Genomic DNA, 14,057 nt, shown 5'->3' with positions numbered 1-14,057 from the left:
GCTGCAGCCCGAGGGTAAACCTGCGGGCACAAAAAAGCCCCGCTGTTGAGGGCGGGGCTTTTTTTACTGGATCAGTGCAAGTTAGATAACTTGTACTTCTTCAGCTTGCATGCCTTTCTGACCGCGGGTAGCGACGAAAGAAACCTGTTGGCCTTCTTTCAGGGTTTTGAAACCGTCAGCTTGGATGGCTTTGAAGTGTACGAACAGATCGTCACCGGATTGTGGAGTGATGAAGCCGAAGCCTTTTTCATCGTTGAACCACTTAACGGTACCGGTTTGGCGATTAGACATGGTGTATCTCCTTGGACAAAGTTAACTGCGACTCAGGAAAAGCCCTGGCCGAGACTGAGTGCAAAGAGCAGGAAAAATTCTTGGAGATGGTTGGATCGAAATTCAACATCGTGTAGAGATTCTCAGTGACACAAGCAGCACAGTGGCGCCACCTTAACCCTTTTTCCTGAACGTGCCAATGGTCATTGCGAAGGTTTCTCGGTTTTCGTGACTGACGGCGGGGCACCGAGGGTCGAGCCCTTGTAAACAGCGGTGTGAGGCGAGAAAAACGCCCCAGACTTTGAACCCAGCCACGCGCCCCGGTAAGATGCCGGACAGATTTTTTCACCTCGCTATTTCAGGACACCCGCCATGAGCATCAAATCGGACAAGTGGATTCGCCGCATGGCGCAAGAGCACGGCATGATCGAGCCCTTCGTAGAGCGCCAGATGCGTGGCGAAGGCCCGGATCGGCTGATCTCCTTCGGGGTCTCGAGCTACGGCTACGACGTGCGTTGCGCCGATGAATTCAAGGTGTTCACCAATATCAACTCGGCCACTGTCGATCCGAAGAACTTCGATGAAAAGAGCTTTGTCGACGTCAAGAGTGACGTCTGCATCATCCCGCCGAACTCCTTCGCCTTGGCCCGCACCGTCGAATACTTCCGCATTCCGCGCAATGTACTGACCATCTGCCTGGGCAAGAGCACCTACGCCCGTTGCGGCATCATCGTCAACGTGACCCCGCTGGAACCCGAGTGGGAAGGCCACGTGACCCTGGAATTCTCCAACACCACCACCTTGCCGGCGAAGATCTACGCCAATGAAGGCGTGGCGCAGATGCTGTTCCTGGAGTCCGATGAAGAGTGTGAAGTGTCCTACAAGGACCGTGGTGGTAAGTACCAGGGCCAGCGCGGCGTGACCCTGCCCCGCACCTGATCCCGTCCGTCTGACGAACAGCGGGAATTCCTCGGCGGACCAACACTCTATGTAGAGGTATTCCGGCATGCGCAAGGCGTGCCGGGCACAGCTCAGGAGTGCCCCCATGAAGATAGATCCGCGAATCAGCGCCACCTTGGCCAGCCTGGAACCCAATCAGGTTGGCCTGCTGGCCTGGAGCCTGCTGGCACAGCCTGGCGTCAGCATGGCCGGAGGCATTCCCGGTCAGCCCGATCCCGACACTCCGCAACCTCAAGAGCCCTCCGAGCCTGGCGAACCGACCCTGCCGGACGAGCCGCCTCCCGTGCCGATGGCCTGAGCCTTGATGCTCCAAGCAGCCCGCTGCCCGAAAAGGCAACGGGCCGCCGCTGGCCCTATTTCAGATTGCCGCTGAGAAACTGCTGCAGGCGCTCGCTCTGCGGATTGCCAAGCACCTCTTCCGGCGCGCCTTCCTCTTCCACCAGGCCCTTGTGCAGAAACAGCACCTGGCTCGACACCTTGCGCGCAAAACTCATCTCATGGGTGACCATGATCATGGTCCGGCCTTCTTCGGCCAGGCCCTGGATCACCTTGAGCACTTCCCCCACCAGTTCCGGGTCCAGGGCCGAGGTCGGTTCGTCGAACAGCATCACTTCGGGTTCCATGGCCAGGGCCCGGGCGATGGCCACCCGCTGCTGCTGGCCGCCGGAGAGAAACGCCGGATACTGGCCGGCGACCCGCGCCGGCAAGCCAACCTTGTCCAGGTAGCGTCGGGCACGTTCCTCGGCGTCCTTGTGGCTCACCCCCAGCACCCGGCGCGGAGCCATGGTGATGTTTTCCAGCACGGTCATATGGCTCCACAGGTTGAAATGCTGGAACACCATCGCCAACCGGGTGCGAATCCGCTGCAGTTCGGCCGGGTCGGCCACATGCATGCCATGGCGGTCTTTGACCATGCGGATCGCCTGGCCATCCAGGCTCATGGCGCCATCGTCCGGGGTTTCGAGAAAGTTGATGCAGCGCAGGAAGGTGCTCTTGCCCGAGCCGCTGGCGCCGATCAGGCTGATCACGTCACCGGTCTTGGCCTTGAGCGAGACTCCTTTGAGCACTTCATTGTCGCCATAGCATTTATGCAGGCCTTCAACGGTCAATTTGTACATGGGGCGTGCATCCTCAAGGCGAAAGTAGATAACCGCTGCGATAGGCCTCGCGGCCGGCGATATGGGCGATCACCATGCCGGCGGTGGCCATGCGTCGCAGCGAGCGGGCGTACATCAGCCCGGCGTGGGTGCAATGGATGGGGGTAACCCGGTCGCTGATCGGGTCGATGATTTCGGCCACCCGTTGCCCGGCCTCCAGGTATTGCCCCGGCAGGGCGCAGAACACCAGCAGGCCGCCCACCGGTGTCGCCAGTGGCTCGACCCCGGCCAGGGGCGTGGCCGGGAACGGCAGTTCGGGCAGTGGCGGAGCCTGGCCCTCGATGGCGCCGAAGTGGCTCAGGTAGTCGAGCACGGCCTGGCAATCGCGGCTGGCCAGTTCGTGCTCGACATCCCCCTGGCCGCGCAGCTCGACAGTTACGGCAAGGCTGCCCGCAGGAATGGCGAAGCGATCGCCGAAGCGCTGCTGCAACTGCCGCCAGAGCAGGGTGAAGCACTCGTCGAACGACTGGCCGCCGGAGTCGCTGGCCAGCAGGCTGGCCTGGGCACCGAGGTAGCGGGCCAGGGGCTCGACCTGGGGCCAGGCTTCGGGGGTGGTGTACAGGTGCATCACCGATTCGAAGTCGCAGTGTAGGTCCAGCACCCTATCGGCGTCGCAGGCCAGGCGTTGCAGGGTCAGGCGCAGGGATTGCAATTGAGTGTCCGGGCGCTGGCGGGCCAGGGCATCGGCCAGGTGCCGGCGGATCAGCTCGAGGTTGTGCTGCGGGTCGGCATTGAGCAGGCCTTCGACGGCGTTGCCGACCTCCTCGCCAAGATCGCTGAACCAGCGATTGAAGTTCTGCCCGCTTTCCAGATCGTAGCGGCCCAGGGGTACGTCCATCAGCACCTGTTCCAGGCCCACCGGGTTGGCCACTGGCACCAGCACAATCTGCTGGCGCAGGCGACCGGCGGCTTCCAGCTCCGCCAGGCGCTGCTTGAGGTGCCAGGCCACCAGCATGCCCGGCAGTTCGTCGGCGTGCAGCGACGCCTGGATGTAGATCTTGCCCAGGCCCTGAGGCGGGCCGAAATGAAAACTGTGGACCTGGCGCGCGGTGCCCGGCAGCGGTGCGAGCAGGTCGTGTATCTCGTGGCGCATGAAGTATTCCTGCTGCAGGTGCTAGTGGGTCGGGCCGAGGAACGCCAGCCAGCGGCGTTCGGCAAGACGGAACAGGCCCACCAGAGTGAAGGTCACGCACAGGTAGATGATGGCCGCAATACCGAACGACTGAAAGGTCAGGAAAGTCGCCGAGTTGGCGTCCCGGGCGATTTTCAGGATGTCGGGAACGGTCGCGGTGAAGGCCACCGTGGTGGAGTGCAGCATCAGGATCACTTCGTTGCTGTAGTACGGCAGCGAGCGGCGCAGGGCCGAGGGCATGATCACGTAGGCATACAGCTTCCAGCCGCTCAAGCCGTAGGCCTTGGCCGCTTCCACTTCACCGTGGGCCATGCTGCGGATCGCCCCGGCGAAAATCTCCGTGGTGTAGGCGCAGGTGTTCAGGGCGAAGGCCAGGATGGTGCAGTTCATCGCATCGCGAAAGAACGCATCCAGCATGGGCTGGGCGCGCACCGCGGCGATGCTGTAGATCCCGGTGTAGCAGATCAGCAGTTGGATATAGAGCGGTGTGCCACGGAACAGGTAGGTGTAGAACTGCACCGGCCAGCGAATGGCGCGCCGCGGCGAAACCCGGGCGATGGACAGCGGGATCGACACCAGGAAGCCGATGCCGATGGAGGCCGTGAGCAGCCACAGGGTCATGGCCAGGCCGGTGATGTGGTAGCCGTCGCTATAAAGGAAGGGCCGCCAGTATTCCTGCAGGAGTTCGATCATCGCACGGCCTCCCGGGCACCCGCGGCATAGCGCCGTTCAAGCCGACGCAGGACAAAGTTGGAGGCGCTGGTGATCAGCAGGTAGATCAAGGCCGCCAGCACCAGGAAATAGAACAGCTGGTAGGTGCTCTTGCCGGCATCCTGGGCCGCCTTGACCAGGTCGGCCAGGCCGATGATCGACACCAGGGCCGTGGCCTTGAGCATCACCATCCAGTTGTTGCCGATGCCCGGCAGGGCGAAACGCATCATTTGCGGGAAGACCACGAAGCGAAAGCGCTGACCGCGCTTGAGGCCGTAGGCCGTGGCCGCTTCCACCTGGCCTCGGGGCACGGCGAGGATCGCCCCACGGAAGGTTTCGGTGAAATAGGCGCCATAGATAAAGCCCAGGGTGATCACCCCGGCGCTGAAGGGGTTGATCTCGATATATTCCCATTCCATGAAATCGGTGAAGGAGGTCAGCCAGGTCTGCAGGCTGTAGAAGATCAGCAGCATCAGCACCAGGTCTGGCACGCCGCGGATCAGGGTAGTGTAGAGCTGGGCCGGAACCCGCAGCAGAACAAGGCTGGAAAGTTTGGCGCTGGCGCCGATCAGGCCGAGCAACACGCTGACCAGTAGCGACAACACCGACAACTTGACGGTCATCCAGGTACCTTCCAGCAGCAGCGGGCCGAAACCCTTCAGGCTGAAGGCAGAAAGCCCCAGGTTTGTTAGAAGTTCTTCAAGCATCGATCAGTGATCCGTGGCGATAAAAAAGGCGCCCATCGAAGATGGGCGCCGGCAGGTTATTTACCGCTGTAGAGGTTCAGGTCACCGAAGTGTTTTTTCTGGATGGTGGCGTAGGTGCCATCATCGTGTAACGCTTTGATACCTTTATCCAGAAGGGCTTTCAGCTCTTTGTTACCTTTCGAGATACCCACCGCCGTCTTGGCTGGCAGCAGCGGGTCATCCACCGGCTGGCTGACTTCGTAGTCCGCGCCCTGTGGCGACTTGAGGAAGCCCAGTTCGGCTTGCAGCATGTCCTGGATCGAGGCGTCGAGGCGCCCGGAAGTCAGGTCGGCATACACCTGGTCCTGGTTCTGATAGGCCTGGGTCTTGATCCCGGCCTTGTCCAACACGGCCTTGGCATAGGCTTCCTGGATGGTGCCCTGCTCGTAGCCAACGGTCTTGCCCTTGAGCGAGGCGATGTCGGTGCTCAGCCCCGAGCCTTTCTTGAACACGAAGGAAGTGGGGCCGGAGAACAGCTCGCTGGAGAAGTCGATGACCTTTTCCCGGGCCGGGGTCACGGTCATGGACGAGATCACACCGTCGAATTTATTGGCCTTGAGGCCGGGAATCATGCCGTCGAAGTCACTTTCAACCCACTTGCACTTGACCTTCAGCTCGGCACAGATGGCATTGCCCAGGTCGATGTCGAAGCCCACCAGGCTGCCGTCGGCGGCCTTGGACTCGAAGGGGGCATAGGACGGGTCGACGCCAAAGCGCAGTTCCTTGTATTCCTTGGCCAGCGCGGAGCCGGCGGCCATGCAGAGTGCCAGTGCGGAAAGGGTCAGCAATGCTTTTTTCATTATTCAATCCCTAAGAACCAATATGGGCGCTTGTGGCGCATGAGTACTGTTACTGGAACGCATAAGACTTATTGAAAGTAGCAATTTCCGAACCAGAGTCCCGAACAGGTGTTTTAAAAGCCTTCTGTAGGGGGGCGGCAAGCCGCTGGATGCGCGCCAATGGGGCACGAATTTTCCTCGGCGCCACTTGGGTGCATGGGGGCCGGGGCCAGCGGTGGGCCGCTGGATAGAGGATTGACGCGAGGCCGAGGGGGCGATGGGCGCTGGCGCGGGGATCTGAATTGGGGCAGGCCCGCCTGCGCCGGGGCGCAAGCGGGTGTGGGGCGGTTGTTACTTGCCCGGGACCAGGGTCAGGCGGGTCTTGCCATAGCTGCGGTCGAAGTTCTGCGGCTGCATCGGCAAGCTCAGGTACTGGGCCTTGAGCCAGCCATCGATGCCGTTGGCGTAGTTCGGGCTCACCGGGTTGGCGGACTGGCCGCTGCTGTTGAGGCCCATCAGCGGCTCGCTCTGGGAGAAGTCGACGACAAACCGCAGCGCCGGGGCATGGCTGACGCTGAAGTCCTGGCCCCAGGAGTAGCCGGCGCTGTTGATGCTGTTGTGGTCGCCTCCAGCCTGCACCGGGCCGCGGATACTCTGGCCGCTGCTGTTGCTCCAGCGGTAGCTGTGCAACTTGCCCCATTGCCAGGCCTTGCGGTCGCTGCCCAGCTGTTGCTCGCCGGCGCTGACCGCGGCTGCCAGGCTACGGGCCAGGACCGCTGGCTTGTCGTCTTTTTGCCCAGTGCGCGAGTCACCCCAGAATGGGCTGTCTTCACGGCCCAGCAGATGGTCGGCCTGGGCTGAATAGGACAGGCCGGCATTGGCTACGAAGGCTTGCCAGGCTGGGCTGGATTGCGGGCCGAGGGTCGTGAGGAAAATCTGCTTGGCGCTTTCCTGGAGGAACAGCTCATAGAGCGCCGCGTCGGCCGATCCGGCGCTGAGCTTGCCGTCGAAGGCCATCAGGCGGCTGTAGGCTTCCCGGGCCTTGGCGCGGTCGGCGTCGGGCAGGGCTTCGATCGCCTGTTTCAGCGGCTGGGCCATGCCCGGCGCTTCGAACATCTGATTGAGCTTGGCGGCGAACAAGGTGCTCTGGTCGTATTGCAGGGCGATCAGGCTGCGGCTGTCCTGCTTGCCGGCGGACAGCAGTTGGCCGATGCGTTCGGCGCGCTCCGGTGCGTCCCAAGTGTTGGACAGCTGCATGCCATAGCCACGGGAAATCACCCGCTGATTGGCCGTGGCGATCCAGCCCTGGGCCGGGTCCTGGTCGTAGGGGTGGAGCATCGGGTCGGCATAGCCGTCCCAGTCATAGCGCCCGTCCCAGCCGGGAGACGGCAGCAGGCCTTGGCCTTCGCGACGGTTGGGGAAGCGGCCGGTGACCTGCCAGCCGATAGTGCTGGCGTCGGCATAGACCATGTTCAGGGCGATGGCGCGGATCTCGCGGCTGGCGTCCGAGGCCTTCTCGACGTTCTGTGCCCGGGACAGGTCGAAGAACGCATCCAGGGATCGATCGTCCTTGAGCTCCGGGGTTTGCAGGGCCAGGCCCAGGCCATTGCCCTGGGCGATGCCCAGGGCGCTGTTGAGCAGCGGGCCGTGGCGGGTTTCGTACACCGCTTCGCGAATCGAGCGCTGGCCTTTGACGAAATAGGTTTCGTTGCGCACGGTCACCGGCTGCCACTTGCCGTTGTTCTGGTAGTACAGGGCATTGCCCTGGCGCTTGAGTTTTTCCAGGAACAGGTCCTGGTTGTCGCCCGTCACCGAACTCAGGCTCCAGGCCAGCTTGCCGTTGAAGCCCTGGAGAATCATCGGCAGGCCGGCGATCGAAGCGCCGGCCGCCTGGTATTTTGGCGCGCGCAACTGAGCGTAGTACCAGGCCGTCATCTGGCTGTCGGCGGCCAGTAGGCTGCGGCCACCGCGGCTGCGCTGCGGGGCGACGGCCAGGTTGCTGGCGCCGCTGACACCCAGGGCGTTGAGCCGGGCCAACTGATTGGCGGCGCGGCTGATTTCGCTCAGGCCGGGCACATTCAGGTTCAGGCCCTTGAGCTTGTCGGCCTCGGCCGTGGGCAGGGGTTCGTCGGGGTAGCTCGGCGTCAGCCAGGGCAGTTTGTCGCTGCCGACCTTCTGCGCCAGCACCAGGGCATTGATTTCTTCCAGCAGGTTGGCCGATTGGCCGAAATTCAACAGGCAGAAGATCAGCGCCGAATCCTCGGCCTTCCAGTACTCCGGGGTGTAGCCGCGGGCGGCCAGGTCTGGCGGCAGCTTGTCGCGATAGCGGAACAGGTAGGCGTTGACGCCCCGCGCATAGACCTCGAAGAAGCGCTTGATCCGTGGCGACGAGGCCTTGTACAGCTCGTCGGCGCTTTTCTTCAGGTTCACCGCGCGCATCAGGCGGTCGAGATCCAGCACCTCGGCGCCGGACATCTCCGCCAGCCGGCCCTGGGCCAGCAGGCGCAGGGTCACCATCTCGTCGATGCGGTCGCTGGCGTGCAGGTAGCCCAGGCTGAACAGCGCGTCGTGGAAGCTGCTGCTTTCGATCAATGGCACGCCGACTGCGTTGCGTCGCACCGAAACATTCTGTGCCAGGCCCTTGAGGGGCTGCACGCCCGAGGTGGGTGGCAGGCTGTTCTGGGCATTCCAGGATTGGCAACCGGCCAGGCTCAGGGCACCGGCCACCGCCGCGGCTACGCCGAACCGGGGAAGAAAATGTGAGAGGGCTGGCGAGGCCATGGCAAAGCTCCTGCGGGGGGTAACGTCGATAAAGGCGCTACGTTAGTGAGCGGGCGTGTGCCGCGCAAGCCGGGGCAGGAGGTATTTATTGGGGGGTGTGCAAATAGCTGTCGCCGGAGCCTTGTGAGCGGCTGGAGCCTTTGGCGGTTGGCTGGGTGGCGAAGAGGTTTTGCGGCGTGCGGTGTTCTTGCGGGCCTCTTCGCTGGCAAGCCAGCTCCTGCGTGAAACGCTGCAGGAGATGGCCTGTGGGCGAGGCTTCTATGACGCGGGATTCACTCGTTCGACCAGGGCGTATGCGCGTTCGGTAGCCGGGCGGTCGAGGATGCTGTTGAACCAGCGCTGCAGGTGCGGGAAGTCCTCGAGTTTCTGGCTCTGCTTTTTGTACGAAGCGATCCACGGATAGATGGCCATGTCGGCAATGCTGTAGGTATCGCCGGCGACAAACGGCCGGTCGGCCAGGCGCCGGTCGAGCACACCGTACAGTCGCGCCGTCTCATCCACATAGCGCTTGATGGCATAGGGCACGCGCTCGGGAGCCGTGTGGTTGAAGTGGTGATTCTGCCCGGCCATCGGCCCCAGGCCGCCCATCTGCCAGAACAGCCATTGCAGGGTTTCCTGTCGGCCGCGCAGGTCTTGGGGCAGGAATTGCCCGGTCTTTTCCGCCAGGTACAACAGGATCGCCCCGGATTCGAACAACGACAGCGGGGCGCCGCCATCGGCCGGCTGCTGGTCGACTATGGCCGGGATGCGGTTATTGGGGGCGATCTTGAGGAATTCGGGGTTGAACTGCTCACCCTGGCCGATATTCACCGGGTACAGGTTGTAGAGCAGGCCGGTTTCTTCCAGAAACAGGGTGATCTTGTGGCCGTTGGGGGTGGTCCAGTAATACAGGTCGATCATGGGGCGCTCCAAATGGGCTAGGTCCTGGTCAAGCGGCAGCTAACTCCGGCAATAGGTCGTCCTGTGTGCAATCGATGGCTTGCCTGTAACAGCAGGTAATGTTGAAGTCGGAAAAATTCAATGCCTCTTCAACAGAGAATTCTGCATGCCCATTCCGGCTGAAACCGCGCTGATCATCATCGATCAACAGCAAGGCATCCTGTATCCCCGGCTCGGTCCACGAAACAACCCCCAGGCCGAGGAGCGCATGCTCGAGTTGCTGGCCCTGTGGCGGGCACGGGGCTGGCCGGTGATCCATGTGCAGCATCTGTCGCGCTCAAACGACTCGGTGTTCTGGCCCGGGCAGGCCGGGGTGGAGTTTCAGCCGCGCTTTCGCCCGCAAGCAGGGGAATGGCTGATTCAGAAGCAGGTGCCGGATGCCTTTTGCGGCAACGCACTGGAGGCGGACTTGCGCCAGAAGGGGATAGAACAGTTGGTGATTGTCGGCGTTGCCACCAACAACTCGGTGGAGTCGACGGCGCGAACTGCCGGCAACCTGGGTTTTGCGGTGTGGGTGGTGGCCGACGCCTGTTTCACCTTCGACAAGCCCGACTTTGCCGGGCGGCCCCGTACGGCGGCAGAGGTGCATAATATGTCGCTGGCCAACCTGCATGGCGAGTACGCCACCGTGCTGACGGCGGCGCAGTTGCTTGCTGGAACCGACTGCGCGGTGAACTAGCCCAGGCAGTCGGTTCTCGGCATCAGCTCAAGCGCCGTGGCACTTCTTGTACTTCTTGCTGCTGCCACATGGGCAAGGATCGTTGCGACCGACGTCTTTCAGGGCATTGCGCACCGGCTCCTGGGGGGCGTGGTTGCAGTGCGGGCCGTGGACATGGCCATGGTCGTGATCGTGGTGGTCATGATCGTGGTTGCAGTCAGGGCCATGAACATGGGGTTGCTGGGTCATTGCGGGTTACTCCGGGATAAAATCGCCGGGAATTATCACGCCATTGCGCTTCAGGTGCACGTCCCGACCGATGAATAATCCGACTTCCAGCTCACCTTCCAGGCGATAGGGGATTGGCCGCTGCGGCTTGCGTAGCAGTTTCACCACCTCCCGCACCTGGGGCCACAGGTTGGTCCGTACCGGCACCTTGAACAGGCGGCTGCTGTGGGGCGAAACGCTGAACCAGTGCTCATGCTCGCCCTCGCTGAGCAGTAACTGTTCCAGATAGACCTTGTAGGTCAGGCGGCGCACGGTCAGCTCGCTGTCGTTGGGGTTGTCCACCCGCAGGTGCAGGGTGAAGCGCTGTTCCAGCAGGTTGGCCTTGACCACTTCCACCCTGGCCAGGTGCACCGTGGGGTCCCGCTCCTCGCTGCCGGACCAGGACCGGCAGCCCGACAGGCCGAGCAGCCCCAGCAGGCAGAGAATGGGTAACAGGCGCAGCGCAGCGATCATTGCAGGACTCCCTGTGCATCCCCGGCGCCCATCCTGGGCCAGGGGTGACTTCACTCAACCCGAGCTTAGTGGCTGAAGTAGCTGGCGCAGCATTTCTTGAATTTCTGCCCGCTGCCGCAGGGGCAGGCATCATTGCGCCCGGACTTGAGCGGCACCGTGGGGTCGATGAAATACCAGCGCCCCTGGTTCTGCACGAAGGAGGAACGTTCGCGGTGGCTGTGTTCGCCCTGGCTGTCGTGCCAGCGGGCGGTGAAGGTGACGAAGGCGTGCTCGGGCTGGCCGCCGAAGACTTCCGAGCTTTCCACCTCCAGCCCCAGCCAGGTGCTCTGCGCGCTCCAGTCGCTGATGGATTGACGGTCCAGGCCGGCCTGCTGCGCCGGCAGGGTAGTGGCCAGCAGGTAGTCCACCTGGCCCAGTACATAGGCGCTGTAGCGCGAACGCATCAGGGCTTCGGCGCAGGGCGCGGGATGGCCGGAGTGGTAGTGGCCGCAGCAGGCGTCCAGCAGGTTGCCGCTACCGCAGGGACAAATTGAGGCGCTCATCGTGTTACCACCAGTACTTTCCAAAATTTTCCGGGTTTGCCCAGAAGCGTGAGTTGAGCCAATCGGGCACTTGCTTGTATTCAAGCAGATCGTAGGTGAACAGGGTCAGCACCTGCGCGTCCCGCTGGAAGCGTTCGCTGGCCTGCAGGGCCAGGGAGAAGAAGTCGGTTTCCTGCCAGCCGCAGGCATCGAGGTCGGCCAGCACCGCGATGCGGCTGGCATTAAGGTTGCGGATGCCACCCAGCAGGTTCAGGCCATCGCGCTTGGCCAGGTGCTCCAGGCAATCCACCGCCAGGGCCAGGTCGAAACGCCGCGCTGCCAGTTCCGCTGGCAACGGGCCCGGGGCGGCCTGGGCCACCTGGGTGTCGGGGTGGGCCTGCTGGAAAGCGGCCAGGGCCGGGAAGTCGCTGGCGCCGATCAGCAGCAGCTGTTTCGGGGCGTAGCGATCCAGCAAGGCCGCCAGGGCCTGCTGCGGGGTACGGGTAGAAATGCCGGCGCTCATTTTCGCTCCTCGATCAGAACGCTAAAGACTAACGTGCCGGCATCTGCGGGCCTAGAGCGGTTGGCCGGTTAATCGGCGAAATCCCCGGATTTACGGGGTAGAACTGTGATTGCACGCTGCTGGCGCAGTTGAAAGGCGCGGTCTTTACTCCTCGAATCGGCCTCGAGCCGATCCTTTCAGGAGAAACCAGATGAGCATCATTCGCACGGCAGTACCCTTGGTTCTGATAACCAGTGTGTTGACTGGTTGTGCAGGTTTGCAGAAAACCGATTGGCCAATCTGTGCAGCGGTGGGCGGTGTCACGGGCGCGGCGCTGGGCGCCACCGAAAGCTCCTCGTGGGCGGGCGGTGGCGCACTGTTGGTGGGTGGCCTGGCGGGCGCCTACTGTTGGGCCAAAGGCGATGGCGACGAAGACGGCGATGGTGTGCCGGACAGCCGCGACAAGTGCCCGCATACCCCAAAAGGCGTGCAGGTCGATGCCACTGGCTGCCCATTGCCGCCACCGGTGGTAGAGGAAGTGGTGGTGGTCAAGGAAGAAACCATCGTCATTCGCGATGTGTACTTCCACTTTGACTCGGCCAAGCTGACCGAAGCCGACAAGAGCAAGCTCAACACCATCGTCAGCCGCCTGAAGCAGGAAGCACCGAGCGCCCAACTGCGGGTGACCGGCCATACCGACAGTGTCGGCAGCGACGCCTACAACCAGAAACTCTCGGATAAACGCGCCCACTCGGTGGTGGAATACCTGATCAGCAGCGGCATTCCACGTGCCAGCTTCGTGTCGGTGACCGGTGCCGGTGAAAGCAAGCCTGTGGCGGACAACAAGACCGCAGAAGGTCGGGCCATGAACCGTCGGACCGAGATCCAGATCAATCGCTGAGCTTTCTGCCCTGCGCGGCCGGGGAGCGGCACAGGGCAGCTTCAACTGCCACAGGCCAGGGAGCGGCGTGGCGATCCTCGTCGAACCAGCGGCTAAGTCGCTAGCTCGTGAAGAATTTTCGTCGCCCTCTGGCTTATCCCCGGGATAAATCGTTACTGTGCGCGCAAAGAATAATTCACGAGGGGAGCGTATGAAGGTCTTATGGGGGTTGGGGAAATTACTGACCTTGGTCTTTTGGCTGGTGGTGCTGATCAACCTGGCCAGGCCTCTGGTCAACCCGTTGCACCTGCTGGTCAATCTGGCGGGCAGCCTGTTGCTGCTGACCCATCTGCTGGAACTGCTGCTGTTCAATGGCAGCCTCAAGGGCCGCGCCCATCCCTGGCGTGACCGGCTGCACATCCTCTTGTTGGGGATCTTCCACCTGCAAGACCTTCCCGCTCCTGCTGTTGTCGAGGCCGACCATGCGTAAGTACTGCTTGCTGGCACTGTTGTGCTCCCCCCTGGCCATGGCCCAGGAGGTCAAGGTCGAAACCCATTCCTTCATGCGCTTGCCCAATACCGCCAGCAGCCTGCAATTGCAGCGCCTGGAAGTGGCCGACCATGCCACCTTGCAGATTCCGGCCAATGTCACCGAGCTCAAGGTCGAGGACCTGCACCTGGGACGCGAGGCGCGGATCGCCATAGTGCCCACCGAGCAAAGCCTGCAATTGAGTGTGCGCCGCGCGCAGCTGGATGCCGGCAGCCAGATCACTTCACGGGGCGCACCGGGCAGCTATGAAAAGGCCGCCAAGCCGGGGCGTAACCTGAACCTGCGGATCGAATCCCTGAATGCCGAGCAACTGGCGGTGGATGCCCGTGGCGGCACCGGTGCCCCGGGTTATGTCGGCCTGGATGGCGCCAATGGCCAGGAGCCGGGTTGCACCTGGGGCCAGGCCGGACGTGGCGCCGATGGTGACAACGGTGGTGATGGACGTCCGGGCGCGACGGGCGGCCAGGTGCGTCTGGAGTTGCCGCGGGACTTCCCCGGTGAGCGGATCAAGGTGCTGGTGGATGGTGGCGCCGGTGGCTTGGCGGGTGCTGGCGGCAAGCCGGGGGCGGGGGGCAAATCCAAGGGCTGCCTGGTGTATCGCGCCGATGGCGGCAAAGGCGGGCGTGCCGGGGCACAGGGCCAAGCCGGGCCCGCGGGAGCGGCCGGCACTGTGACGCTTCAGCGCCTGTAACCGGCAGCGCATTACGCCGTGCTGTAAACACCGCCCGCT

18 protein-coding genes are annotated in these 14,057 nt (G+C 62.9%); 6 read left to right on the top strand and 12 right to left on the bottom strand.

All coding sequences use genetic code 11. The features are described 5' to 3' along the window. Nucleotides 1-81: 81 nt before the first annotated feature. Nucleotides 82-291, bottom strand: coding sequence for a cold-shock protein (locus J4P02_RS22335; protein ID WP_010445013.1), 210 nt, complete (start codon nucleotides 289-291; stop codon nucleotides 82-84). Nucleotides 292-642: 351 nt separating this feature from the next. On the opposite strand from J4P02_RS22335, the gene dcd reads away from it, so the two are divergent. Together dcd and J4P02_RS22325 are read left to right on the top strand one after the other, a co-directional pair. Then, the gene (gene dcd, locus J4P02_RS22330) at nucleotides 643-1,209 is read left to right on the top strand and encodes a dCTP deaminase (RefSeq protein WP_426194314.1); all 567 of its coding nucleotides are present in this window, start codon (nucleotides 643-645) and stop codon (nucleotides 1,207-1,209) included. A gap of 106 nt (nucleotides 1,210-1,315) precedes the next feature. After that, the gene (locus J4P02_RS22325) at nucleotides 1,316-1,528 is read left to right on the top strand and encodes a hypothetical protein (RefSeq protein ID WP_426194312.1); all 213 of its coding nucleotides are present in this window, start codon (nucleotides 1,316-1,318) and stop codon (nucleotides 1,526-1,528) included. A 55-nt stretch (nucleotides 1,529-1,583) separates the two neighbouring features. On the opposite strand, the gene J4P02_RS22320 is transcribed toward J4P02_RS22325, so the two are convergent. From J4P02_RS22320 to J4P02_RS22290, 7 genes are all read right to left on the bottom strand, one after another. Then, entirely contained in the window at nucleotides 1,584-2,348 is a 765-nt protein-coding gene (locus tag J4P02_RS22320) for an ABC transporter ATP-binding protein (protein WP_426194310.1), read from the bottom strand. Nucleotides 2,349-2,361: 13 nt separating this feature from the next. Then, nucleotides 2,362-3,480 (bottom strand): succinylglutamate desuccinylase/aspartoacylase family protein, encoded by a 1,119-nt coding sequence (locus J4P02_RS22315; protein ID WP_426194308.1) that lies wholly within the window; start codon nucleotides 3,478-3,480, stop codon nucleotides 2,362-2,364. A gap of 21 nt (nucleotides 3,481-3,501) precedes the next feature. After that, nucleotides 3,502-4,212, bottom strand: a complete 711-nt coding sequence (locus J4P02_RS22310) for an ABC transporter permease (protein ID WP_426194306.1) — start codon at nucleotides 4,210-4,212, stop codon at nucleotides 3,502-3,504. After that, nucleotides 4,209-4,937, bottom strand: coding sequence for an ABC transporter permease (locus tag J4P02_RS22305; RefSeq protein WP_426194304.1), 729 nt, complete (start codon nucleotides 4,935-4,937; stop codon nucleotides 4,209-4,211). The genes J4P02_RS22310 and J4P02_RS22305 overlap by 4 nt, the downstream gene beginning before the upstream one ends. 56 nt (nucleotides 4,938-4,993) lie before the next feature. Continuing rightward, the gene (locus tag J4P02_RS22300; RefSeq protein WP_426194302.1) at nucleotides 4,994-5,776 is read right to left on the bottom strand and encodes a transporter substrate-binding domain-containing protein; all 783 of its coding nucleotides are present in this window, start codon (nucleotides 5,774-5,776) and stop codon (nucleotides 4,994-4,996) included. 330 nt (nucleotides 5,777-6,106) lie between these two features. Beyond that, nucleotides 6,107-8,536, bottom strand: a complete 2,430-nt coding sequence (locus J4P02_RS22295; RefSeq protein ID WP_426194300.1) for a penicillin acylase family protein — start codon at nucleotides 8,534-8,536, stop codon at nucleotides 6,107-6,109. A gap of 258 nt (nucleotides 8,537-8,794) precedes the next feature. Next, a complete protein-coding gene (locus J4P02_RS22290) occupies nucleotides 8,795-9,436 on the bottom strand; it encodes a glutathione binding-like protein (protein ID WP_426194298.1) in 642 nt (213 codons plus the stop codon). Between the two features lie 145 nt (nucleotides 9,437-9,581). Here J4P02_RS22290 and J4P02_RS22285 point away from each other — a divergent pair, with 145 nt between their 5' ends. Next, the gene (locus tag J4P02_RS22285) at nucleotides 9,582-10,154 is read left to right on the top strand and encodes a cysteine hydrolase family protein (protein ID WP_426194296.1); all 573 of its coding nucleotides are present in this window, start codon (nucleotides 9,582-9,584) and stop codon (nucleotides 10,152-10,154) included. Nucleotides 10,155-10,181: 27 nt separating this feature from the next. Here J4P02_RS22285 and J4P02_RS22280 read toward each other — a convergent pair whose 3' ends face one another. From J4P02_RS22280 to J4P02_RS22265, 4 genes are all read right to left on the bottom strand, one after another. Further along, nucleotides 10,182-10,382, bottom strand: a complete 201-nt coding sequence (locus J4P02_RS22280) for an SEC-C metal-binding domain-containing protein (RefSeq protein WP_426194294.1) — start codon at nucleotides 10,380-10,382, stop codon at nucleotides 10,182-10,184. A gap of 6 nt (nucleotides 10,383-10,388) precedes the next feature. Continuing rightward, a complete protein-coding gene (locus tag J4P02_RS22275) occupies nucleotides 10,389-10,874 on the bottom strand; it encodes an LEA type 2 family protein (protein WP_426194292.1) in 486 nt (161 codons plus the stop codon). A 65-nt stretch (nucleotides 10,875-10,939) separates the two neighbouring features. Beyond that, nucleotides 10,940-11,416, bottom strand: a complete 477-nt coding sequence (locus J4P02_RS22270) for a YchJ family protein (RefSeq protein WP_426194290.1) — start codon at nucleotides 11,414-11,416, stop codon at nucleotides 10,940-10,942. Between the two features lie 4 nt (nucleotides 11,417-11,420). Beyond that, nucleotides 11,421-11,918 carry a DUF6231 family protein gene (locus J4P02_RS22265; protein WP_426194288.1) on the bottom strand — a complete coding sequence of 166 codons (498 nt, stop codon included), beginning with the start codon at nucleotides 11,916-11,918 and terminating at the stop codon, nucleotides 11,421-11,423. Nucleotides 11,919-12,108: 190 nt separating this feature from the next. Between J4P02_RS22265 and J4P02_RS22260 the strand changes: the two genes are divergently transcribed. The 3 genes from J4P02_RS22260 (at nucleotide 12,109) to J4P02_RS22250 (ending at nucleotide 14,018) form a co-directional block, all read left to right on the top strand. Next, entirely contained in the window at nucleotides 12,109-12,798 is a 690-nt protein-coding gene (locus J4P02_RS22260; protein ID WP_426194286.1) for an OmpA family protein, read from the top strand. Between the two features lie 190 nt (nucleotides 12,799-12,988). Next, nucleotides 12,989-13,267 carry a DUF1145 domain-containing protein gene (locus J4P02_RS22255; RefSeq protein WP_426194284.1) on the top strand — a complete coding sequence of 93 codons (279 nt, stop codon included), beginning with the start codon at nucleotides 12,989-12,991 and terminating at the stop codon, nucleotides 13,265-13,267. Next, nucleotides 13,260-14,018 carry a collagen-like protein gene (locus J4P02_RS22250; protein WP_426194282.1) on the top strand — a complete coding sequence of 253 codons (759 nt, stop codon included), beginning with the start codon at nucleotides 13,260-13,262 and terminating at the stop codon, nucleotides 14,016-14,018. The genes J4P02_RS22255 and J4P02_RS22250 overlap by 8 nt, the downstream gene beginning before the upstream one ends. Nucleotides 14,019-14,057 lie beyond the last annotated feature (39 nt).

Source organism: Pseudomonas sp. NFXW11 (assembly GCF_049887815.1).
Taxonomy (GTDB): Bacteria; Pseudomonadota; Gammaproteobacteria; order Pseudomonadales; family Pseudomonadaceae; genus Aquipseudomonas.
The sequence above is the reverse complement of the archived record's forward strand: the minus strand, read 5'-3'. Positions and strand labels throughout refer to the sequence as shown.